The 20,492-nt window shown below is 72.1% G+C and carries 22 protein-coding genes; 10 read left to right on the forward strand and 12 right to left on the reverse strand.

Translation table 11 applies throughout. The features are described from left to right. Positions 1-19: 19 nt before the first annotated feature. Genes LNK82_RS22790 through LNK82_RS22800 form a run of 3 tightly spaced genes read right to left on the reverse strand, consistent with a single transcriptional unit; the run spans position 20 to position 3,636 of the window. A complete protein-coding gene (locus LNK82_RS22790) occupies positions 20-1,063 on the reverse strand; it encodes an ABC transporter permease (protein ID WP_230569077.1) in 1,044 nt (347 codons plus the stop codon). Beyond that, entirely contained in the window at positions 1,056-2,561 is a 1,506-nt protein-coding gene (locus tag LNK82_RS22795) for a sugar ABC transporter ATP-binding protein (RefSeq protein WP_230569078.1), read from the reverse strand. The genes LNK82_RS22790 and LNK82_RS22795 overlap by 8 nt, the downstream gene beginning before the upstream one ends. A gap of 19 nt (positions 2,562-2,580) precedes the next feature. Then, positions 2,581-3,636, reverse strand: coding sequence for a sugar ABC transporter substrate-binding protein (locus LNK82_RS22800; RefSeq protein WP_230569079.1), 1,056 nt, complete (start codon positions 3,634-3,636; stop codon positions 2,581-2,583). Positions 3,637-3,905: 269 nt separating this feature from the next. Here LNK82_RS22800 and LNK82_RS22805 point away from each other — a divergent pair, with 269 nt between their 5' ends. Genes LNK82_RS22805 through larE form a run of 8 tightly spaced genes read left to right on the forward strand, consistent with a single transcriptional unit; the run spans position 3,906 to position 10,954 of the window. Next, positions 3,906-4,610 carry a FadR/GntR family transcriptional regulator gene (locus LNK82_RS22805; protein ID WP_230569080.1) on the forward strand — a complete coding sequence of 235 codons (705 nt, stop codon included), beginning with the start codon at positions 3,906-3,908 and terminating at the stop codon, positions 4,608-4,610. 29 nt (positions 4,611-4,639) lie between these two features. Beyond that, positions 4,640-5,050 (forward strand): aldo/keto reductase, encoded by a 411-nt coding sequence (locus LNK82_RS22810; protein ID WP_230569081.1) that lies wholly within the window; start codon positions 4,640-4,642, stop codon positions 5,048-5,050. Further along, positions 5,050-5,898 carry an amidohydrolase family protein gene (locus LNK82_RS22815; RefSeq protein ID WP_372470586.1) on the forward strand — a complete coding sequence of 283 codons (849 nt, stop codon included), beginning with the start codon at positions 5,050-5,052 and terminating at the stop codon, positions 5,896-5,898. Before LNK82_RS22810 ends, LNK82_RS22815 begins: the two co-directional genes overlap by 1 nt. Next, a complete protein-coding gene (gene larA / locus LNK82_RS22820; RefSeq protein WP_230569083.1) occupies positions 5,898-7,181 on the forward strand; it encodes a nickel-dependent lactate racemase in 1,284 nt (427 codons plus the stop codon). The genes LNK82_RS22815 and larA overlap by 1 nt, the downstream gene beginning before the upstream one ends. Then, a complete protein-coding gene (locus tag LNK82_RS22825; protein ID WP_230569084.1) occupies positions 7,178-8,320 on the forward strand; it encodes a glycerate kinase in 1,143 nt (380 codons plus the stop codon). The genes larA and LNK82_RS22825 overlap by 4 nt, the downstream gene beginning before the upstream one ends. Beyond that, the gene (gene larB / locus LNK82_RS22830; protein WP_230569085.1) at positions 8,317-9,000 is read left to right on the forward strand and encodes a nickel pincer cofactor biosynthesis protein LarB; all 684 of its coding nucleotides are present in this window, start codon (positions 8,317-8,319) and stop codon (positions 8,998-9,000) included. Before LNK82_RS22825 ends, larB begins: the two co-directional genes overlap by 4 nt. Further along, on the forward strand, positions 8,997-10,145 hold the full coding sequence (gene larC, locus LNK82_RS22835; protein WP_230569086.1) for a nickel pincer cofactor biosynthesis protein LarC: 1,149 nt from the start codon (positions 8,997-8,999) through the stop codon (positions 10,143-10,145). The genes larB and larC overlap by 4 nt, the downstream gene beginning before the upstream one ends. Continuing rightward, positions 10,145-10,954: an ATP-dependent sacrificial sulfur transferase LarE gene (gene larE, locus LNK82_RS22840; protein WP_230569087.1), complete on the forward strand. Its 810-nt coding sequence runs from the start codon at positions 10,145-10,147 to the stop codon at positions 10,952-10,954. Before larC ends, larE begins: the two co-directional genes overlap by 1 nt. 56 nt (positions 10,955-11,010) lie before the next feature. On the opposite strand, the gene LNK82_RS22845 is transcribed toward larE, so the two are convergent. Beyond that, positions 11,011-12,156, reverse strand: coding sequence for an acyl-CoA dehydrogenase family protein (locus LNK82_RS22845; protein WP_230569088.1), 1,146 nt, complete (start codon positions 12,154-12,156; stop codon positions 11,011-11,013). A gap of 123 nt (positions 12,157-12,279) precedes the next feature. On the opposite strand from LNK82_RS22845, the gene LNK82_RS22850 reads away from it, so the two are divergent. Further along, complete coding sequence (locus LNK82_RS22850) at positions 12,280-13,314, forward strand: family 43 glycosylhydrolase (RefSeq protein WP_230569089.1); 1,035 nt, start codon at positions 12,280-12,282, stop codon at positions 13,312-13,314. Between the two features lie 24 nt (positions 13,315-13,338). On the opposite strand, the gene LNK82_RS46970 is transcribed toward LNK82_RS22850, so the two are convergent. The 8 genes from LNK82_RS46970 to LNK82_RS22885 all read right to left on the reverse strand — a co-directional run bounded on the left by LNK82_RS46970 (position 13,339) and on the right by LNK82_RS22885 (position 19,006). Then, positions 13,339-13,470, reverse strand: a complete 132-nt coding sequence (locus LNK82_RS46970) for a hypothetical protein (protein ID WP_268996870.1) — start codon at positions 13,468-13,470, stop codon at positions 13,339-13,341. A 2-nt stretch (positions 13,471-13,472) separates the two neighbouring features. Beyond that, entirely contained in the window at positions 13,473-14,519 is a 1,047-nt protein-coding gene (locus LNK82_RS22855) for a TerC/Alx family metal homeostasis membrane protein (protein ID WP_268996904.1), read from the reverse strand. 228 nt (positions 14,520-14,747) lie between these two features. Further along, positions 14,748-15,539, reverse strand: coding sequence for a PrsW family glutamic-type intramembrane protease (locus LNK82_RS22860; RefSeq protein WP_268996905.1), 792 nt, complete (start codon positions 15,537-15,539; stop codon positions 14,748-14,750). Positions 15,540-15,545: 6 nt separating this feature from the next. Further along, positions 15,546-15,926, reverse strand: coding sequence for a hypothetical protein (locus LNK82_RS22865; RefSeq protein ID WP_230569092.1), 381 nt, complete (start codon positions 15,924-15,926; stop codon positions 15,546-15,548). Further along, positions 15,923-16,513 carry a hypothetical protein gene (locus LNK82_RS22870; RefSeq protein WP_230569093.1) on the reverse strand — a complete coding sequence of 197 codons (591 nt, stop codon included), beginning with the start codon at positions 16,511-16,513 and terminating at the stop codon, positions 15,923-15,925. The genes LNK82_RS22865 and LNK82_RS22870 overlap by 4 nt, the downstream gene beginning before the upstream one ends. A gap of 127 nt (positions 16,514-16,640) precedes the next feature. Further along, positions 16,641-17,954 (reverse strand): extracellular catalytic domain type 1 short-chain-length polyhydroxyalkanoate depolymerase, encoded by a 1,314-nt coding sequence (locus LNK82_RS22875; protein WP_230569094.1) that lies wholly within the window; start codon positions 17,952-17,954, stop codon positions 16,641-16,643. 517 nt (positions 17,955-18,471) lie between these two features. Further along, on the reverse strand, positions 18,472-18,666 hold the full coding sequence (locus tag LNK82_RS22880; RefSeq protein ID WP_230569095.1) for a DUF1918 domain-containing protein: 195 nt from the start codon (positions 18,664-18,666) through the stop codon (positions 18,472-18,474). A gap of 130 nt (positions 18,667-18,796) precedes the next feature. Then, positions 18,797-19,006, reverse strand: coding sequence for a hypothetical protein (locus tag LNK82_RS22885; protein WP_230569096.1), 210 nt, complete (start codon positions 19,004-19,006; stop codon positions 18,797-18,799). A 312-nt stretch (positions 19,007-19,318) separates the two neighbouring features. Here LNK82_RS22885 and LNK82_RS22890 point away from each other — a divergent pair, with 312 nt between their 5' ends. Further along, a complete protein-coding gene (locus tag LNK82_RS22890; RefSeq protein WP_308257253.1) occupies positions 19,319-20,449 on the forward strand; it encodes a CapA family protein in 1,131 nt (376 codons plus the stop codon). Positions 20,450-20,492: the final 43 nt, after the last annotated feature.

A 20,492-nucleotide genomic window follows, 5' to 3' on the forward strand; every position in this document is an offset into this window, starting at 1 on the left:
CGAGCAGGTCGGTCGGGCGCTAATCCTGTGCCTTGCCCCCGGTCACGCGGGACACCGCCAGGGCGATGAGGATGATGGCGCCGTTGAGGGCGCCGATCCACTGCGCCGGGACGCCGCCGAGGGTGAGCACGTTCTGGATCATGAACAGCAGGAGGATGCCGGTGAAGGCGCCGAACACGGTGCCCTTGCCGCCGTTGAGGCTGATGCCGCCGATGACGGCGGCGGCGAAGACGGTGAAGATGTAGCCGTTGCCCTGCGCCGAGGCGACCGAGGCCAGTCGGCCGGACAGCAGCAGGCCGCCGAGGGCGGCGAGCAGGCTCGCGGTGACGATGACGATCCAGAGCACGCGGTCGGTGCGGATGCCGGCGGCCTTGGCCGCGTCGACGTTGCCGCCGATCGCGTAGAGGGACCGGCCGAAGCTGGTGAAGCCGAGGACCACGATGCCGATGGCGAACAGGACCAGGCACAGCCACACCGACACGGGCACGCCGAACCACTGCGTGGTGCCGAGGTAGAGCATCGACTCCGGGAGGCGGAAGAAGGTCTGGCCGCCGGAGATGCCGGTGAGGATGCCGCGCAGCACGATCAGCATGCCGAGCGTCACGATGAAGCCGTTGAGCCCGAACCGGATGATGAACAGCGCGTTGACCACGCCGACCAGGACGCCGACGGCCAGCGTGACGGGCACCGACCAGCCGCCCGGCACCAGGCCCAGCCCGTGACCGGTGCCGACCGGCACCGTGAGCCACGCGGCGACCCCGGGCGCGAGGCCGACGGTGGACTCCAGCGAGAGGTCCATCTTCTTGACGATCAGGACCAGGGTCTGGGCCAGGACCAGGACGGCGATCTCCGACATCGTCTGCAGGATGTTGATCAGGTTGTCGGGTTGCAGGAACACCGGGCTGACCAGTTGGCCGACGACGGCGATCGCGATGATGGCGGGGATGAGCGCCAGGTCGCGCAGGCGGGCGAAGGCGATCCGTCGCCTGCCCGCGGGCCGGACCGACGGGCCCCCGCCGGTCGAGCCCGTCCCGGTGACCGCGGCGGTCTTGCTCTCAGGCATCGAGGTCCACTCCTTCCATCGCGGCCACGAGCTGGTGGTCGTGCCAGCCGCCGGGCATCTCGGCGACCACGCGGCCCTGGAACACCACCAGGACCCGGTCGCACAGGCGCAGGTCGTCGAGCTCGTCGGAGGCGATGAGCACGCCGGCGCCGGACTCGGCGATCTCCTCGACCTTGCCGAGGAGGAACTCCTTGGACCGCACGTCGACGCCGGCGGTCGGGTTGATCAGCACCAGCAGCTCCGGGTCGCCTGCCAGGGCGCGCGCCATGACGACCTTCTGCTGGTTGCCGCCGGACAGACCGGAGACCGGCAGCTCCGGCCCGGGTGTCTTGATCGCCAGGTTCTCGATCATGGCCGCGGCGAGGCCGTCACGGCGGCGACCGTCGATGAACCCGTTGCGCCCGAGCCGTTCCGGGATGGTCAGGGTCCCGTTGTCCGCCACGGACATCTGCGGCACGAGACCTTGGTGGTGCCGGTCCTGCGGGACGAACCCGGCCCCCGCCTTCAGGGCGGCGGGCACGCTGCCCGGCCGTGGCCGGGAGCCCGCGATCTCCACGGAGCCGCGGGCGGCCGCGCGCAACCCCACGACCGTTTCGGCGATCTCGATGCGGCCGCTGCTCGCCGCGCCGGCGAGACCGACGACCTCCCCGGCGCGGACGCGGAACGACACGTCCTCGTACGCGCCGGGCAGGGACACGCCGTCCGCCACGAGCACGTCCGCGGCGTCCGGTGACGGGCCACGGCGCACGCCGCGCGCCTCACCCGCGGCCTCACCGGTCATGGCGGCGACCAGTTCCGCGCGGGGCAGCTCGTCGACCGCCGCCGTGAGGATGTGCCTGGCGTCGCGGAACACCGTCACCACGTCGCAGATCTCGTAGACCTCCTGGAGGTGGTGGCTGATGAACAGGAAGGTGACGCCCTGTCGCTGGAGGTCGGTGATCCGGGTGAACAGCCGGCTGATCGCGGCCCCGTCGAGCTGGGCGGTGGGCTCGTCGAGGATGATGAAGCGGGCCCCGAACGACAGCGCCCTCGCGATCTCCACGAACTGCCGCTGTTCGACGTCGAGCTCCCTCGCGGGGGTGCGCGCGTCGACGTCGACCGACCAGGTGTCCAGCAGCTCCCGTGCCCTGCCGTGCACCGTCTTCCAGCTGATCAGCCCGCCGCGGCCGTGGTCGTGCCGGTTGAGGAACAGGTTCTCCGCGACGGTCAGCTCGGGGATGATCGTGGACTTCTGGTAGACGCACGCCACCCGCTGCCGCCAGGCGTCGCGGTCGGCGAGCCGCGGTGCGGGTTCGCCGCCGAACCGCACCTCGCCCTCGTCGGGGGCCTGGAGTCCGGTGAGGATGGACACCAGCGTCGACTTGCCCGCCCCGTTGCGCCCGACCAGGGCGTGGGTCTGCCCGGCTTCGATCCTGATGGCGGCCTCGTGCAGGGCCACCGTCGACCCGAATCGCTTCGTGATACCCGTCGCCTCGGCCACGGGTGCGGTCACAGCCATCTCGCGTCTCGCCCTCCGCTCAGCCGAGCTTGTTGCCCCACAGCGACTGGTCGTCGCTCTTGAGGCTCGGAACGCCGTCGTAGGTGCCGCCGTCGGCGGTCACCAGGGGAGCGGAGAGCTGGTCCTCCAGCAGGCCTTCGCGGACCTGGATGATGGTGCTGTCGTGGTCGGTCTTGCCGGGCGCGAAGGTCTTGCCGTCGATCGCGGCCTTGAGGTAGTGCAGGGCGTACTTGGCGTAGAGGTCGGCCGGCTGGGAGACGGTGGCGTCGATCTTGCCCTCGGCGATGTTGCGGAGCTCCTCGGGGATGCCGTCGTTGGAGACGACGAACACGTGCTTGGGATCCTCCGGCCCCACCAGCAGGTCCTTCTGCGCGAGCACCTGGAGGGTGCCGGCGAGGGCGAAGCTGGACTGCATGTAGACGCCCTTGATGTCGGGGTGGGCGGTGAGGTCGGTCTGGAGCTTCTGCGCGGCGACCGCGCCGTCCCAGTTCGTGGCCTCGCCGAAGACCGTGATGCCGGGGTACTCGGCCTTCATGCAGTCGTTGAACGCCTCGGTCCGGTCGCGGCCGTTGATCGAGGCGAGATCGCCTTGCAGCATCACGACCTTGCCCGTGCCGCCGAGCTTGGCGCCGAGGAACCGGCAGGCCTTCTCGCCGTACGCGCGGTTGTCGGCCCGGACCACCATGAACACGTTGCCGGTGTCGGGGCGGGTGTCCACGGTGACGACCGGGATCTTCTTCGCCTCCAACTGCTCCAGCGTGGGCGCGATGGCCGCGGTGTCCTGCGGCGCCATCGCGACGCCCTTGACGCCCTGGCTGATGAAGGTCTGGGCGTTGGCGGTGAGCTTGGCGACGTCGTTCTGGGAGTTGGTGGTCTTGAGGTCGAGCCCGAGTTCCTCGGCGAACTGGGGGCTGTACTTGATGTAGGAGTTCCAGAAGTCGGTGTCGGAGCGGGGGTAGTCGACGCCCACCACGGGCCCGGTGGACCCCGCGTTCGTGTCGCCGCAGGCGGCGAGGGCGGCGGTCAGGGCGGCGACCGCCCCGAAAGAGGCGATCGTGCGGTTGGTGCTCTTCACGGGTTCTCCTAGCGGCGATGCTGTGGGAAACCTCGAGGGACCGTCAGGTGGGAGGGCGGACGACCACCGGACATGGGATCGATTTATAGGTCGTCCGAGGTATTGGTGTCTAGAGCTGACGGCCGACTCGGTCCGAAATTGTTGAATTCACCTGTTCAACGGCGGTGTCCGAAGTTCGGCCAGTTTTCCGAGACGTCCAATGTCTTTCGTAGAGATAGGATGTATTGCTAGCCTCCCAGCGCGCACGCCACGTCCGGGGAGAGCCACCGATGTCACTGACCGACAAGGCCATCGACCGCATCAGGGACCTGATCCAGTCGGGTGACCTGTCACCGGGGTCGAAGCTCCCTCCCGAGCAGCAGTTGGCCGCCGAGCTGGGACTGTCCCGGAACCTGATGCGGGAGGCGGTCAAGGCGCTCGTGGTCGCACGCGTGCTGGAGATCCGGCGGGGCGACGGCACCTACGTGACCAGCCTGGAGCCGGAGGTGCTGCTCGGGAGCATCGCGTCCGCGGTGGAGCTGCTCCACGGCGACACGTTGTTGGAGCTCACCGAGGTGCGGCGGCTGTTCGAACCGGTCGCCACCGGGCTCGCGGCCACCCGGATCAACGCCTCGGAGCTCGCCGTGGTCGAGGAGCACCTTCGCGCGATGCGCGCCGCCCGCGACGACGTGGAGCTGCTCAACCAGCACGACGCCGCCTTCCACCGGGCCGTCGTCGCCGCCACCGGCAACGCGACGCTGACGACCCTGCTGGAAGGCATCTCCGGTCGCACGGTGCGGGCCAGGGTGTGGCGCGGACTGGTCGACGACAACGCGGCGAGCCGAACCCTCGCCGAGCACGAGGCCATCTACCACGCGCTGGTCGACCGCGACGCCGTGCTCGCCCAGGCCGCCGCCCTCGTGCACATCACCACCACCGAGCGGTGGTTGCGCGAGCACGTGGACCGGGACGGCGACGCCCCGCCCGCCGGCTGACGCCGACGCCGCACACCGAGGAGAACCCGATGGAGTTCCTGCGCGTGGGCCCGACGGCTCACGAGCGGCCCGACGCCCGCGACCCGGCCCCGTCGACCGCCGACGTCGACGGCGCCTTCCCGGGCCAGGGGTGGCAGGTGGGCGCCTTCACCGGCGGCATCCTCGCCGGCCCGGCCACCGGCGCCTCCCACGACGACGCGCCCACCCCGGACGAGGTGCGCCGGCAGGCCCTCGTCCGGGCCGAGCGCCGCGCCGCGCACGGCGTACCCTTGGCCGCCGCCGCACCGCGCTTCCCGCTGCGGCACCCGGCAGTGACCGGCGTCGTCGTCGGCGCCCGGAACCCACGAGAAATCGCCGAGAACGCCGTGCACGCCGCCACCGGGATCACCGAGGCGCCGTGGTCGGAACTCGACGCGCTGGAGCAGGAGCGAGCGCAGTGATCCGGATCGATGCCCACCACCACTTGTGGGACCTCTCCGCCCGGCCGCAGGACTGGCTCGACGAGCCGACCCTGGCGCCGATCCGCCGTGACTTCGGGCCGGTGGACCTGCGTGCGGCCACCGAACGCGCCGGGGTGGACGCCACCGTCCTGGTCCAGGTGCTCCCCGACGTCGCCGAGACGGCGGAGTTCCTGGCCCTGGCCGAGCTCTCCGACCTCGTGGCGGGCGTCGTGGGGTGGGTCGACCTCACCGCGCCCGACGTGGCCGAGCAGCTGGACCGGCTGCGCCGCGGACCGGGCGGGGACCGGCTCGTGGGCGTTCGGCACCTGGTGCAGTCCGAGCCCGACCCGGACTGGCTGGTGCGCCCCGACGTGCTGGCCGGGTTGCGCGCGGTGCGCGACGCCGGGCTCGCCTACGACCTGCTGACCCGGCCGCACCAGCTGACGGCGGCGCTGGACGCCGTCCGGGCGGTGCCGGACCTGGTGTTCGTGCTGGACCACCTGTCGAAGCCGGACATCGCCGGTCGGGTGCTCCAGCCCTGGGCGACCCGGCTGTCGGCGCTGGCCGCCGAACCCAACGTGGTGGCCAAGGTGTCTGGCCTGGTCACCGAGGCGGACTGGTCGCGGTGGACGGCGGCGGACCTGCGGCCCTACGTCGACGTCGCGCTGGAGGCGTTCGGCCCCGACCGGCTCATGGTCGGCTCCGACTGGCCGGTCTGCCTGCTGGCCGCCGACTACGACCGGGTGTTCGCCACCGCCGCCGAACTCCTCGACTCCTGTTCCGCCGCGGAGCGGGACCAGCTCTTCGGCGGCACCGCCGTCCGCGCCTACCGGTTGGGGGACAACTGATGCGCACCGTGCGACTGGCCTACGGCGAGACCGGGCTCGACCTGCGGGTCGACCCGGAGGTGACCACCGTGGTGACACCGAGGCACCGCCAGGCCACCGAAGCGCCGCGGGAGATCCTCCGCCGCGCGCTGCGGACGCCGGTCGCGGGCCCGCCGCTGCGGGAACGCGTGCGCCCCGGGCAGACCGTGGCGATCTCCGCCTGCGACGGGACGCGTCCGCAGCCCCGGGAGCTGATGATCCCGGCCATCCTGGAGGAGCTGGACGGCCTGGTCGACCTCGACGACGTCGTGGTGCTGGTCGCCACGGGGACGCACCGGGGCAACACGGACGCCGAGCTGCGCCGGATGTTCGGCGACGAGGTGGTCGACTCGGTGCGGATCGTCAACCACGACGCCCGTGACCGCGGCGGCCTGACGTGGGTGGGCGAGTTCGGCGCGGACGTGCCCGTGTGGCTCAACAGCGAGTGGGTCGACGCCGACGTGCGCATCACCACCGGTTTCGTGGAGCCGCACTTCTTCGCCGGCTTCTCGGGTGGCCCGAAGCTCGTCGCGCCGGGCCTGGCGGCGCTGGAAACGGTGCTCGTGCTGCACGACGCCCGCCGGATCGGCGACCCGCGGGCGACGTGGGGGATCGTCGAGGGCAACCCGGTGCACGACGACGTGCGCGCCATCGCGGACGCCACTGGCGTGACGTTCGGCTTCGACGTGGTCCTCAACCAGGACAAGGAGGTCGTCGCCGCGTTCGGCGGAGACCTCCTCGCCATGCACGCCGAGGCGGTGCGCACCGCCCGCGAGGTCGCCATGCGGCCCGTGCCGCGGCCGTTCGACGTCGTGGTGACCACCAACTCCGGCTATCCGCTCGACCAGAACCTCTACCAGTCGGTGAAGGGCATGTCGGCCGCCTACCAGGTGGTCAAGCCGGGCGGCACGATCGTGTGCGCCGCGGAGTGCCGGGACGGCTTCCCCGACCACGGCTCCTACCGCGAGGTGCTGGCCTCGGCCGCGTCGCCCGAGGCGCTGCTCGCGGAGATCTCCGCGAGGCCGGTCACCGTGCCCGACCAGTGGCAGGTCCAGATCCAGGCGCGCATCCAGGCCGATTGCCGGGTCGTCATGCACACGTCCCACCTCAGCGACGCCGAGCTGGCCACCGCCCACCTGCGGCAGACCTCGGACATCTCCGCGACCGTCGCCGAAGCCCTGGCCGCCGCCGGACCCGACGCCCGGCTGTGCGTGCTGCCCGAAGGCCCGCAGACGATCCCCTACGTCGACGGGCCGCACCGGTGAACGGGACGGTCCTGGTCTGCCTGGACAAGTTCCGGGGTTCCCTCACCGCCGAGCAGGCCTGCGGGCACGTCGTCGACGGCGTGGCGGACGCGGGCGGCCGGGCGGTGGCGATGCCCGTCGCCGACGGCGGCGAGGGCACCGTGGCGGCGTTGGTGCGCGCCGGCTACGAGGAGGTGCGCGTCGAGGTCACCGGGCCCACGGGCGAACCGGTGCGGGCCGCGTTCGCGGTGCGGGGTGAACGCGCGGTGGTCGAGCTGGCCCAGGCCAGCGGGTTGGACGTGCTGCCCGACGGCTGGCTCGCGCCGCTCACCGCGGACACCTGCGGCACCGGCGAGCTGATCCGCGCCGCGCTCGACCGCGGCTGTCGCGACATCGTGCTCGCCGTGGGCGGCAGTGCCACGACGGACGGGGGAGCGGGCCTGCTGCGCGCCCTGGGCGCACGCGTCACCGGCGCCTCGGGCGAGCCGATCGGCCCCGGCGGCGCGGCGTTGACCGGCGCGGCGCGCGTCGACCTGTCCGGGCTGGACCCGAGGCTGGCGCTCGCGCGGGTGACGTTGGCCTCCGACGTGGACAACCCGCTGACCGGGCCGAACGGCGCCGCCGCGGTGTTCGCGCCGCAGAAGGGCGCGACACCCCGGGACGTGGCGGTGCTGGAGCGAGGGCTCCGTCGGTTCGCCGCCGTCGTGGCGGAGGAGATCGGGCGGGACCTGAGCGGGGAACCCGGCGCGGGCGCGGCCGGTGGCGCCGGGTTCGCGGCGCTGGCCGCCCTCGACGCCCGGCGCACGTCGGGTGCCGACTTCGTGCTGCGCGCGATCGGCGTCGAGGACGCGTTGCGCGAGGCCTCGCTCGTCGTGGTCGGCGAAGGCCGGTTCGACGAGCAGAGCCTGCGGGGCAAGGCGCCTATCGGCGTGGCCGAGGCGGCACGGCGGCACGGCGTGCCGGTCGTGGTGGTCGCCGGCGAGGTGCGGCTCACCGCCGAACGGCTGCGCGAGGTCGGCGTGGTCGCCGCCTGGTCGCTGCTGGAGCGCGCGGGCGACGTGGACACGGCGATGCGACAGGCGCCCGCGCTGCTCAGGGCGATCGGGAGCGAGCTCCTCGCGCACGCGCCCTCCACCGTCACGCAGGGAGTGCGACCATGACCGGACCGGGTGCGGTCGACCTCGGCTTCGCCAGGGTCGACGTGGATCGCGAAGCACGCCAAGGGCTGCCCGAGGTGATCTACGGCAGCGGGAAGACGCCCGAGCAGATCAGCGGGATCGTGCGGACGTTGTTGCGGCACAACGACGGTCCGGTGCTGGCCACGCGGGTGGAACCCGACGCGGCGGCGTCCGTGCTGGCCGCCGTGCCCGACGGCGCCCACGACCGCGAGGCGCGCCTGCTGACCTGGCGCCCGGCCGCGCCGACCGGGTTCGACGTGGTCGTCGCCGCGGCGGGCACGGCCGACCTGCCGGTGGCGCGGGAGGCCGCCGCCGTCGCGACCGCCGTGGGCCTCGGCGTCACCACCGTCACCGATGTCGGTGTGGCCGGGCTGCACCGGCTGCTGGCCGAGCAGCACCGGCTGCGGGCCGCGGACACCGTCATCGTGGTCGCGGGCATGGAAGGCGCGTTGGCGAGCGCGATCGGCGGTCTGGTCGCGTGCCCGGTGGTGGCCGTGCCCACCTCGACCGGTTACGGCGCCGGGCTGGAGGGCATCACCGCGTTGCTGGCCATGCACGCGTCCTGCGCGGCGGGCATCACCGTGGTGAACATCGACTCGGGCTTCGGCGCCGCGATGGCCGCGTTCCGGCTCGCCCGCGTGGTGGGGCGGAGGACGACGTGAGCAAGGTGTGCTTGATCTCGCCGTTCACCGGGCTGGCCGGTGACATGCTGCTGGCCGCGCTGGTGGACGCGGGCGCACCGCCGGCCGCGATCCGGGCTGCCGTCGCCGACACCGGCCTGACCGGCTGGGACCTCACCGTCGACCCGGTGCTCACGCACGGGCTCACCGGTCGCCGGGCCGTCGTGTCGGTGTCCGACGACGCGACGAGCCGCAAGGCGGGCGAGCTGATCGCCATGGCGTCCAGGGTGCGCGAACGGGAGGTCGCCGACACCGCGGTCGCCGCGCTGCGGGCCATCGCCGAGGTCGAGGGACGCCTGCACGGCGAGGACCCCGACCAGGTGCACCTGCACGAGCTCGGCGGTCACGACACCCTCGTCGACGTGGTCGGCGTGGCCGCCGCGCTGCACGCGTTGGACGTGCGGGCCGTGCACTGCGAGGCGTTGCCGATCGGCGCCGGGTCGGTCCGCACGGCGCACGGGGTGCTGCCGTGCCCGGCGCCGGCGACCTCGGCGCTGCTGCGGGGCGCGAAGGTCGTGGGCACGACCCTGTCCGGTGAGACCGTGACGCCGACCGCCGCGGCGCTGCTGCTCGCGATCGGCGCCGACTACGGTCCCGTGCCGGAGATGCGCCTGGCGGCCACCGGGTACGGCGTCGGCACCAGGACGCTGCCCGACCGGCCGAACGTGGCCGTGGTCCGGCTCGGTGACCGGGAGGCCGCGCAGGTGCGCGACCTGGTGGTGCTGGAGACCAACCTCGACGACGTCACCGGCGAGGTCCTCGGGCACGTCGTCGCCCTGCTGCTGGACTCGGGCGCGCTGGACAGCTGGATCACCCCGGCCACGATGAAGAAGGGCCGACCGGGTCACGTGCTGCACGCGTTGGCGACACCGGAGTCCGCGGACGGGATCGAACGGCGGATGCTGGTGGAGACGGGCAGCCTCGGCGTGCGGCGGACCGGCGTGCGGCGCACCGCGCTGCCCCGGACCACCGACACCGTCCACGTCCACGGGATGCCGGTGCGCCGCAAGCACGGACCACACCACGGCAAGCCGGAGTACGACGACGCCGTCGCCGTCGCCCGGCGGACGGGCCTGCCGCTGCGCACCGTGCTCGCCCTGGCCGCCGAAAGCCCAGAGGAGCACTGATGGACACCGGCACCACCGCCGCCCGGCTCGTGGCGCACCTGACCGGCATCGGCCCGGTCGCCGTCGCCTTCTCCGGCGGCGTGGACTCCGCGCTCGTGCTCGCCGCCGCCGCGCGCGCCCTGGGACCCGACGCGGTGCTCGCCGTCACCGCCGACTCCGCGAGCCTGGCCGCCGTGGAGCTGGCGGCCGCGGTCGCGTTCGCCGAAGGCCTCGGCGTCCGCCACGTCACGCCGGGGACCGCGGAGCTGGACAACCCCGCGTACGCGGCGAACGGCCGGGACCGCTGCTACTTCTGCAAGTCCACCGTGCTCGACACCATCACCGCCGTCGCCCGCGAGCACGGCCTGGCCTCGGTGGCGACCGGGGTGAACGCCGACGACGCGCGCGATCCGTTCCGGCCGGGCATCCGCGCGGGCGACGAGATCGGCGTGCGCACCCCGTTGCGCGACCTCGGGATGACCAAGGCCGACGTCCGCGCGGTGAGCCGCCACTGGGCGCTGTCCACCTGGGACAAGCCGGCGATGCCGTGCCTGGCGAGCCGGGTGCGCTACGGCGTGGCGATCACCCCCTCGCGCCTGGCGCGGGTGGAACGCGCCGAGGCGGCGGTTCGGGCGTGGCTGGTGAGCGCGGGGACACCGAGCTGGGACCTGCGCGTGCGCGACCTCGGTGACGTCGGGCGGGTCGAGCTCGACCCGGACCTGGTCGACCGGCCCGGCATCGGCCCCGCGCTCACCGAGGTCGTGCGAGCGGCGGGGTTCGAGGGCGTCGAACTGGCGGTGTTCCGGTCGGGCGTGCTCAACCACGAGTGAGCCCGCCGACCCCGGTCCGGGAGCTGACGTCGCCGGCGCGGGAGTCGGGGGAGGGCCTACTCGGGCTGGTCGCGCGGCGCGAGCATGGCGTCGGCTCCGATGTGGTTGAGGCAGAACTCCACCGAGTGGGCCATCAGCCAGCCGGCCTGCGCGTCGCGGAAGATCCGCTGGATCGGCGAGGTGGCGACGAAGCCGGACCCGCCACCGACCTGGAGGCACAGTTGCGCGACGTCGCGGGCGACCTGGTTCGCCGTGGGCTTCGCGCGCATCGCGGAGGGCAGGAAGAGTGGCGAGTCCTGGTCGGCGAGCCAGGCGGTGTGGTGGGCGACCAGCGCGGCGGCTTCGAGCCGGAGCACGGCGTCGGCGACCTCGAACTGGAGGCGCTGCTCGGCCGCCAGGGGTTGGCCGGTGGACGGCAGGGTCCGGGTGCGCGCGTAGCGGATGAGCGTGTCCAGCGCGGTGTCGGCGATGCCGAGTGAGAGCCACGCCAGCCCCGCGGCGATGTGGTTGGGCTTGGGCCGGGGGGACGGTGGGCACCGCCGGTCGGAGCGGAGCACGGTGCCGTTCAGCCCCACGAGCTGGCTGCGGGTGGCGCGCAGTCCCAGGGTGTCCTGTGGTTCGAAGGTCACGGTGTGGTCGGGTTCGAGCCCGAACAGCGTCGGTTGCCCGTCCACGAGCGCGTTGACGAGGAAGTGGTCGGCGATCTCGCAGCCGGACACGAACCGCTTCGCGCCCGTGAGCCGGTACCCGCCGTCGACGGGTTCGGCGACCTGCTGGGGTGTGAGGAACTGGTTGCCGCCCGAGGGTTCGGACAGGGCGTTGGCGAAGCGGCGTCCCGCGATGAGCTCGTCGGCGTAGTACCGGGCCACGTCGGGGGTGGAGTGGCGCACGAGGCCTTCGGCGGCGCCGATGTGCATGAGCCACACGCAGGCGGTGGACGGGTCCGCCGCGCTGAGGACCCGCAGGATCGCGCCGACCGTGCGGTAGCTGAGCGACTGCCCGCCCCACTCCCGCGGCAGGGTGGCCTGGTCGAGACCGGCGGCGTGCAGTGCCCGCAGGTTCGCGACCGGCAGGTGCGCGGTCCGGTCGAACTCGTCGGTGGTGGCGGCGAAACCGGTGGCCAGTTCGGTGGCGACCCGGACCCACGACTGCTCGTCCGGGGGCGGGCCGAGTGGGTGGTCGTCGGGCATCGGCATGGTCATGGGTGCAGATCCTCCCGCATCGACCCGGACTCGTCGGCCACTGTTGACGATGCGCCCCTTGGTTCCGTAGACCGGAGGACGACGGTGCCACGGGACCCGTCACCCCTCGACGGAGGACGGCAGATGGCCTACACCTCGATCAGACCCGGTCAGGTCTGGTTGGACACCGACGGCAACCGGATCCAGGCCCACGGCGGCTCGGTCCTGCACCTCGACGGCACCTTCTACTGGTACGGCGAGAACAAGGAGAAGACCAAGCCGGGCAACGGCGTCTGGCACTGGGGCGTCCGGTGCTACTCGTCGACGGACCTCTACAACTGGACCGACGAGGGCCTCGTCATCCCGCCGGTCGAGGACGACCCCGGCTCGCCGCTGCACCCCGCGCGGATGGTGGACCGGCCGCACATCGTCCGCGACGAGCGCACCGGCAAGTTCGTGTGCTGGCTGAAGATCATGGGCGCCGTCCAGACGTCGACGGTGCTCGTCGCCGACCACGTCCTGGGCCCTTACGAGATCGTGCGCACCGGCCTGCGGCCGCTGGGGATGAGCGCGGGCGACTTCGACCTCGTCGTCGCGCCCGACGGCAAGGGCTACTACTACTTCGAGCGGGTGCACAGCGAGCTGATCTGCGCGGACCTCACCGAGGACCTCACCGACGTGACGGGGTACTACTCGACCCACTTCCCGCGCCGCCGGCCGCCCGAGGTCCGGGAAGCGCCGGCGCACTTCGAGCGCGACGGGCGGCACTACCTGTTCACCTCGGGGACCACCGGCTACTACCCGAACCGCTCGGAAGTGGCGGTGGCGGACACCTACCACGGGCCGTGGACCGTGCTCGGCGACCCGCACCCCGCGGACCCCGCGGCGACGTCGTTCCGGTCGCAGATCAGTTCGGTCTTCAAGCACCCGGCCAAGGAGGACCTGTACATCGCCCTCGCCGACCGGTGGTTGCCCGACGTCACCGCCGAGGTGGCCCAGCGGGCTCCCGACGTGTTCCGGCGGCTCTTCGCAGGCGAACCGGTCGAGTCCGACGCCGCCTTCAGCGGGACGGACTTCGACACGTCCGTCGCCGACTACGTCTGGCTGCCCGTCCGGTTCGACGGCGACCTGCCGGTCGTCGACTGGTACGACGAGTGGCGGATCGAGGACCACCGCTGACCCGGGCGCCTCGTCGGCGAGCGGTCAGCGGGGCCGGGGTGGCGGGTGCGGTCCGCGCGGTGGGTTCAGGGCGGCGCACGTGATCACCAGTGAGACGAGGACGAGCACGGTGATCAGGGTGGTGATGAGCACGTCGAAGAGCCACTCGAAGAGCATGGTCAGTCCTGTGGTGTGGTGGCCTTCGCGCTCGGCTGGTGAGCGGAGGGCTTGGCGCGGTGGTGGCGCTCGGCACGGCGTCGGGAGCGCAGGCTGGTCAGGACGACGGTCCCGAGCACACCGATGATCACCGCCAGGGACACGGGGGTGGGGATCTCGGGCACGCCCGGCCAGATGCCGTGCGCCCAGTGCAGCACGAGCTTCGTCCCGATGAACGCGAGGATGACGGCCAGCCCGTGGTTGAGGTGGACGAGCTTGGCCAGGGCGGTGTGCAGCACGAAGTACAGGGCGCGCAGGCCGAGCAGGGCGAACGCGTTCGTGGCGAACACCAGGTAGGGGTCGTCGGTGATGCCGTAGACCGCGGGCACGGAGTCCACGGCGAAGACCATGTCGGTGGCGAAGACGGCGACCACGACGACGGCCAGCGGCGTGAGCGCGCGTCGGCCGTGTTCGCGCACCGTGAGGCGGGTGCCGCGGTAGTCGTCGGTGACGGGCATCAGCCGCCGCAACAGCCGGACCGACCGCATCCCGGAGACCTCGTGCACGACGACGCTACCGGTGAGCGCCTCGTGGAGGATCTTCACCGCCGAGGCGAACAGGATGAGCCCGAACACCAGGAACGCCCAAGTCCCGGCAGCCAGCATGGCCGCGCCGGCGGCGATGAACACGCCGCGCAGCACCAACGCGCCGACGATGCCGAAGAGCAGGACGCGCTGCTGCACGTCGGAGGGGACGGCGAAGACGGCGAGCAGCAGCATGAACACGAACAGGTTGTCCACCGACAAGGATTTCTCGACCACGAACCCCGTCATGAACTCCAGGGCGCGGTCACTGCCGGCGGCGCTCCACAGCCAGGCCGCGAACACGACCGGCAGGGACAGGTAGAACGCCGACCAGCCGACGGCTTCCCGCATCGAGACCTCGTGCGGGCGGTGGGTGACCGCGAAGTCGGCGAGCAGCAGCGCCACCAGGACCGCGATGCTGACCAACCACAGGCCCGGTGAGCCGACGACATCCGGCGCCGGGCTCGGCGGAACCGCTGCTGACAGGGGCACCGGACCTCCCCGAACAGTCGGTGTTCGAGGTCTCCTTCACCCCGGCGGGGCGGCCTCCCGGGGACATCGACCGAGGTGTCCGTACTGACCGGGTAGGCGCTTGGGAAGTACTCCCCTCGACGCTCAGTATCAGCCCGTACGGTCAGCGAGTAAAGCCCCGGTAAAGGTGGACGGTATCGCTCGATCGGGTACGGCTGTCCGGGCCGGCCCGCCACCTCGGTCCTACGCCGCTCCAGGGCCGTCCGCGCCGTGCGTCAGCGCGTCGAGCCGGGCGCGGGCGCGGTGCACGGCGTACTCGTGGTCGAGGAGCTCGGCGCCGGCGCCGTGGCGGCCGTGGTACATGACCAGGCGCACCTGCTCGCGTTGCAGTTCGCGCAGCGCCTTGGCGGCCCGGCGTCCCCGGGCCTTCTTCAGCTGCGTGCGGGCGTGGCGGCGGCGTCGCAGGGACGGCAGGTCGGCGCGCTCCTCGGGCGTGATGAGGTCGTCGGCGACGAAGTGGTCGGCCAGCACCTTCAGGTAGGAACCTTCCTCCTTGCCCGCGAGCCACCAGATCAGGTAGCCGACGACGGCGACCGGGACGGCCTTGACGATCATCGCGGGGACGAACCCGAGGTCGGTGAACGCCGGCGAGTTCCAGAAGAAGTGCAGCGACCACGCCACCGCGAACGCCGCCGCGGCCACGGCCAGGCGTCGGGCGAACGGCCGGTGCCGCCGGGTCAGGAAGTAGCCGATGCCGAACGCCGAGATGGACGTGTACATCGCGTGGCTCCAGATCCCGCTGAGGATCCCTCGGGTGCCCAGCATGGCGCCGATGGGCGCGAACTGGTTGTCGATCGGGAACGCGATGGCGGTGTTGATCGAGTAGGACAGGTCCTCCAGGACCTGGAAGCCCAGGCCGACCATCGCGCCGGCGGCGACCACGGACAGCGCGGTGGGGAACTGGTTGCGGGCCACCAGCACCAGCAGGACCACGCCGAAGTACTTGAGGGGCTCCTCGACGCTCGGACCGGCCAGGGCGGCTCACCAGTCGGCCCCGAACTGCGGCCCGCCCAGCTTGGCCGCCAGCGAGAAGACGGCGCCGTTGGCGGTGACGGCGAGGTAGGTCGCGGCGAAGCCGCCCCAGGCGAACGCCAGCACGTAGCCCAGCGGCGGATGCTGCTCGAACAGGTCCAGCGACCGGAAGAACAGCAGCACCGGGATGGTGTAGAGGGTCCACACCACGACGCCGAACAGCACCGCGACGGGCACGATGCGGTAAGCGGTGAGCAGCTGGGTGGCTTCGAAGAACAGGCCGTTGGCGGTGAAGAACACCATCACCCAGAACGCCACGCGCCGGGGCTGGAAGAAGCTGTCGACACCGACCGGGGCCAGGACGCCCGGGGTGGGCCTGACGTGGGTCACGGGCGTGCTCCCGTCATCCGGACGCTGTCGAGCATCTCGTCGACCTGGCCGGCGGTCCGCTGGTAGGTCTCCACCGCGCTGGGACCGTAGGCGACCACCGACAGGTCGGCCCGCTCGTCCACCACGACCCACGCCCGACCCCGCAGGTGCGGACCGGCGTAGGACAGCGCGACACCGGTCAGCCCGCCGGCGGAGTGGAACGAGCTCTCGTCGCCGGTCAGCCGGATCGAGCGGTCGGCGGTGATGCTCCGCTTGGTCCGCTCGACCTCCGCCGCGGCCGTCCCGTCCCACTCGCCCACGTTCACCGAGAACGTCGCGCCCTGCCCGGCCACCTGCGACCGGCTGCCCGGCGTGGTGCCCTCGCGGATGAGCGACCACCCGTCCGCGGGCACGTAGGTGACCCCCTGGCCGACCTCGATGGTCGTCCCCGGCGCGATCGGCTCGGCCCCCGAGGTGTGGTCGTCGACCAGCACCAGCGTGCCGACCAGCACCAGGATCGCCGCGACCACGATCAACGACCCCCACCACGTCCGGTACGGCTCGCGACGGGGCAAGTCGGGGAGTCCCGCTCCTCCGGTACCGATCACGCCGCCACCTCCGCGGTCGAGCCGATCCGAGCCCGGACGAGTATGTGCACGGGCGACTGCCACCCGCATGACGAGAGGCCGGAGCCCGATCCGAGGCCGGTCGCCGTCAACCCGAACGTCGTGGGGTTCAGGCGACGGCGCAGGCCGCCCCGTTGAGGGTGAACGAGGACGGTTCGCCGGTGTTGCCGGTGTGGTTGGCCTGGAAGCCCAGGGTCACCGACGTGCCGGGCGCGATGGCGGTGTTGTACGAGACGTTGCGGGCGGTCACCGCGCCGGTGGTCGGCGCGTAGGTGGCGCTCCAGCCGCTGGTGATGGTCTGCCCGCCGGGGAGGGTGAAGGCGAGGCTCCAGCCGTTGACCGCCGTGCTGCCGGTGTTGGTGACGGTGATCGACGCGGTCAGGCCGGTGTTCCAGGCGCTCACGGTGTAGGCGACCCGGCACCCGTCACCGGGCTGCGGCGTCGTGGTCGTGGTGGTCGTGGTGCTGGTCGTCGTAGTCGTAGTCGTGCTGGTGGGCGGGGTGCCGTCGAGACCGAAGAAGCGGATGACCTGGGCCGCGTCGACGGGGATGTTGTGGGTGACGCCCTGCATGCTGATGGCCTCGACCGGCGCCATGCCCCCGGTGCTGCCGTAGCGGGTGCGGGTGTAGCCGGACTGCGGTGTGTCGGTGAACGTCGGCGTCTGGCTCAGGCCGTGGACGTTGGTCCACTGCTTGACCTGTTCGCCGAAGTTGGGGTAGCGCAGGGTGTCGTCGTTGGTCCCGTGCCAGATCTGCATCCTCGGCCTGGGCCCGGTGTAGCCGGGGTAGGCGGCGCGCACCAGGTCGCCCCACTGCTGCGGTGTCTTGATCGACTGGCCGCTGGAGCACTGGCTGTTCCACTCCGAGCCGTTGGTGGTGGCGAAGCACGCGAACGGCACGCCCGCGAACGAGGCGCCGGCGTTGAACACGTCGGGGTACACGCCGAGCAGCACGTTGGTCATCATCGCGCCGGAGGAGGTGCCGGTGGCGAAGATGCGGCCGGGGTCGGCGTTGTGGCGCTGCTTGACGTAGTCGACCATCGCCATCAGCCCGACCGGGTCGCTGCCACCGCCCCGGCGCAGCGCCGCCGCCGAGGACACGTCCCAGCACTTGCTGCTGCGGGTCACCGTCGGGTAGATCACGACGAAGCCGTACCGGTCGGCCAGGGACGCGTACTGGGTCTGGGAGTGGAACCCCGGCCCGGACCCGCCGCAGTAGTGGATCGCCAGCAGGATCCCGGGTTTGGCCGCCACCCGGTCCGGCACGTACAGGTGCATCTGCAGGTTGGTCGGGTTGGTGCCGAAGTTCGTCACCTGGGTCAGGCTCGCGGCCGACGCCTGCGGTGCGGCGAACGCCACCAACGCCGCGACCATCGCCCCCGCGACCGCCAGGATGGCGCCGGGTACCCACTTCTTCAGGTTCATCGGACCGTTTCCTCGCAGGTGAGCAGGAGACGGGGTCCGCTGCGCGCTGCCCGCCTCCCGACGTCGGTGTCGGGGGTGGTGAAATGTTACGCAGTATCGAGCGAAACAGTTCGAACCGGCAAGACCCGGAACGTTCTGCCCGTCTCATTAGCGTCGGTTGCGAGCGGGTTCACCCCTGTGGAGCAGCGTGGGGCGGCCGATTCGCGTAACGAGGAGAGTCGGTTGTGGACAGTCCATTTCGGATTCGAGGTGGTCCCGCGGCCCGCGCGGGTCGTCTCCCACGTCCTCGACCCGGGCAGACCTGCCCGACGCGCTACCCCGACGGCTGCTCAAGCCCATCTTCGTCCGGGAAACGCGATGAACCCACCCGTGACCAGCCCATTCCCGACAACCACCGACCAGGGCCGCACCGACGTCCCCGCCGGACATCGCGCACCAAGGGTCGCCCGGCTACGGGCACGGCGGCATGAGCGCCATGCTGCTGGACGAGCTCACGGGCTAAGCCTGCGCCGCCGTCTCACGCTTCGCCCTTCACGTGGCGCACGACGGCGTCGGGACTGGGCAGGATGACGGTTTCGTGCCCGTCCTCGAACCGCACCCGGTAGGGCGGCTCGCCGTCCTTGCCCAGCACTTCGAGGATCTCGGCGGTGCGGTCGTGCTGCCCGACGACCTTGCCGTGCACCACCAGCTCGTCACCGACGCCTGCCCGCATGGCACATCCTCCTCAGCCCGCTTCCAGCATGGGACACCCCTGAACGGACCGTCTCGAGCCTCCGGGGGAATGTGCGACACGAACGGGGATCACTTGCCGTGACGCGACTGGTGGGCAGGCGTGCGCCGCCTCAGGGCGGTCGGACTTCGTGCACTTCGAGGGGAACGCCCTGCTGGCAGGTCGTGGGTATGCCCGGCTTGGGCGTTCCGCGCACCTGGACCGTGAGGCCGGGCCGCAGCAGGGCGCGGTCGCCGCCGAGGAGCAGGTAGTCCTCGGTGTCGGCGTCCAGCACCAGGCAGCCGGCCTCCACACCGGTCCGGACGACGCCGGTCACCGTCACGTCGGCGCGGTCACGGGTCGGAGTCCGGGTCGGCGTGGAGGTCGGTGCGGTGGTGGGTGCGGAAGGTGGCACGGGTGGTCGGACGTCTTCCGCAGGAGGCGCCCCGCAGGCCGTCGCGGTGAGGACCGCGGCCGTCGCCGCGAGGGCGAACCGATGATGTCGTCGCATGGCCGGATCACCTCCGTTCGGCCGGCTGACGCCCGGCCTTCTCCGGCACGCTTGGTCGGCTACCCGTTTCCGGGGCCGTGCACACGGGTGCCGAGCGGGCGTCGGAAGTGGTGATCTCCCGGATCCGGGCGGACCATCGACCCGGTGGTGACGGTGTTCCTGTGCGGTGACGTGATGACCGGCCGCGGGGTCGACCAGATCCTGCCGCACCCGGGCGACCCACGGCTGCACGAGCCGTACGTCCGGGACGCGCGGACCTACGTGGCGTTGGCGGAGCAGGAGAACGGTCCGATCCCCCGCCCGGTCGACTTCGCGTGGCCGTGGGGAGACGCCCTGCACGTGCTGGACCGGGAGGCGCCGGACGTCCGGTTGATCAACCTGGAGACCAGCGTCACGGGTGACGGCGAGAGGGACGTCGCCAAGCAGTTGCACTACCGGATGAGTCCGGGGAACGTGCCGTGCCTGACCGCGGCCCGACCCGACGCCTGCGCGCTGGCCAACAACCACGTGCTCGACTTCGGTCGGCGCGGACTGGTCGACACGCTCGACGCGCTGACCGGCGCCGGGATCGCGGTGGCGGGCGCGGGACGCACCGCGAGCGAGGCGGAGCACCCGGCAGTCCTGCCCGCCGGTCGCGGGAGCCGGGTCGTCTTCTTCTCGCTCGGGGCGGGATCCAGCGGAATCCCGCACAGTTGGGCTGCCACCCGGAACCGGGCCGGGGTCAACCTGCTACCGGACGTGTCCGAGGACGTGGCCCTCGACGTCACCACGCGCGTGTGCCTGATCAAGCGTCCCGGTGACGTCGTCGTGGCCTCGCTGCACTGGGGATCCAACTGGGGCTACGACGTTCCCGACTCGGACGTCGACTTCGCGCACGCTCTCGTCGACGGCGGGGTGGACATCGTGCACGGCCACTCCTCTCACCACCCGCGCCCGATCGAGGTCTACCACGGCAAGCTGATCCTGTACGGCTGCGGCGACCTCATCAACGACTACGAAGGCATCACGGGCCACGAGGAGTACCGCGACGACCTGCGCCTGCTGTACTTCGCCGCGGTCCGGCCGGACACGGGCCACCTGGTCGGGCTGCGGATGGCCCCGATGCGCGTCCACCGGATGCGCCTCCACCACACCGACCGTGCCGGCACCGACCACCTGCGTTCGGTCCTCGACCGAATCAGCCACCCGTTCGGGTCACGGGTCGACCTGCGAGAGGGCATGCTCGACCTGCGCATGGAAATCAGCGAGCAGAAACCGCCAGGCCGACGTTCCTGACCGAGTCGGCGACTGTCCACAATAGAGAGTGTTGCACCGGATC

It is taken from the genome of Saccharothrix luteola, from assembly GCF_020859565.1.
Classification (GTDB): Bacteria; Actinomycetota; Actinomycetes; order Mycobacteriales; family Pseudonocardiaceae; genus Actinosynnema; species Actinosynnema luteola.

Excerpts from the sequence above, each read along its gene's own strand:
- LNK82_RS22790 (WP_230569077.1), bottom strand. The coding sequence starts at position 1,063 with ATGCCTGAGAGCAAGACCGCCGCGGTCACCGGGACGGGCTCGACCGGC.
- LNK82_RS22795 (WP_230569078.1), bottom strand. The coding sequence starts at position 2,561 with ATGGCTGTGACCGCACCCGTGGCCGAGGCGACGGGTATCACGAAGCGA.
- LNK82_RS22805 (WP_230569080.1), top strand. The coding sequence starts at position 3,906 with ATGTCACTGACCGACAAGGCCATCGACCGCATCAGGGACCTGATCCAG.
- LNK82_RS22810 (WP_230569081.1), top strand. The coding sequence starts at position 4,640 with ATGGAGTTCCTGCGCGTGGGCCCGACGGCTCACGAGCGGCCCGACGCC.
- larA (WP_230569083.1), top strand. The coding sequence starts at position 5,898 with ATGCGCACCGTGCGACTGGCCTACGGCGAGACCGGGCTCGACCTGCGG.
- larB (WP_230569085.1), top strand. The coding sequence starts at position 8,317 with ATGACCGGACCGGGTGCGGTCGACCTCGGCTTCGCCAGGGTCGACGTG.
- larE (WP_230569087.1), top strand. The coding sequence starts at position 10,145 with ATGGACACCGGCACCACCGCCGCCCGGCTCGTGGCGCACCTGACCGGC.
- LNK82_RS22845 (WP_230569088.1), bottom strand. The coding sequence starts at position 12,156 with ATGACCATGCCGATGCCCGACGACCACCCACTCGGCCCGCCCCCGGAC.
- LNK82_RS22850 (WP_230569089.1), top strand. The coding sequence starts at position 12,280 with ATGGCCTACACCTCGATCAGACCCGGTCAGGTCTGGTTGGACACCGAC.
- LNK82_RS46970 (WP_268996870.1), bottom strand. The coding sequence starts at position 13,470 with ATGCTCTTCGAGTGGCTCTTCGACGTGCTCATCACCACCCTGATCACC.
- LNK82_RS22875 (WP_230569094.1), bottom strand. The coding sequence starts at position 17,954 with ATGAACCTGAAGAAGTGGGTACCCGGCGCCATCCTGGCGGTCGCGGGG.
- LNK82_RS22880 (WP_230569095.1), bottom strand. The coding sequence starts at position 18,666 with ATGCGGGCAGGCGTCGGTGACGAGCTGGTGGTGCACGGCAAGGTCGTC.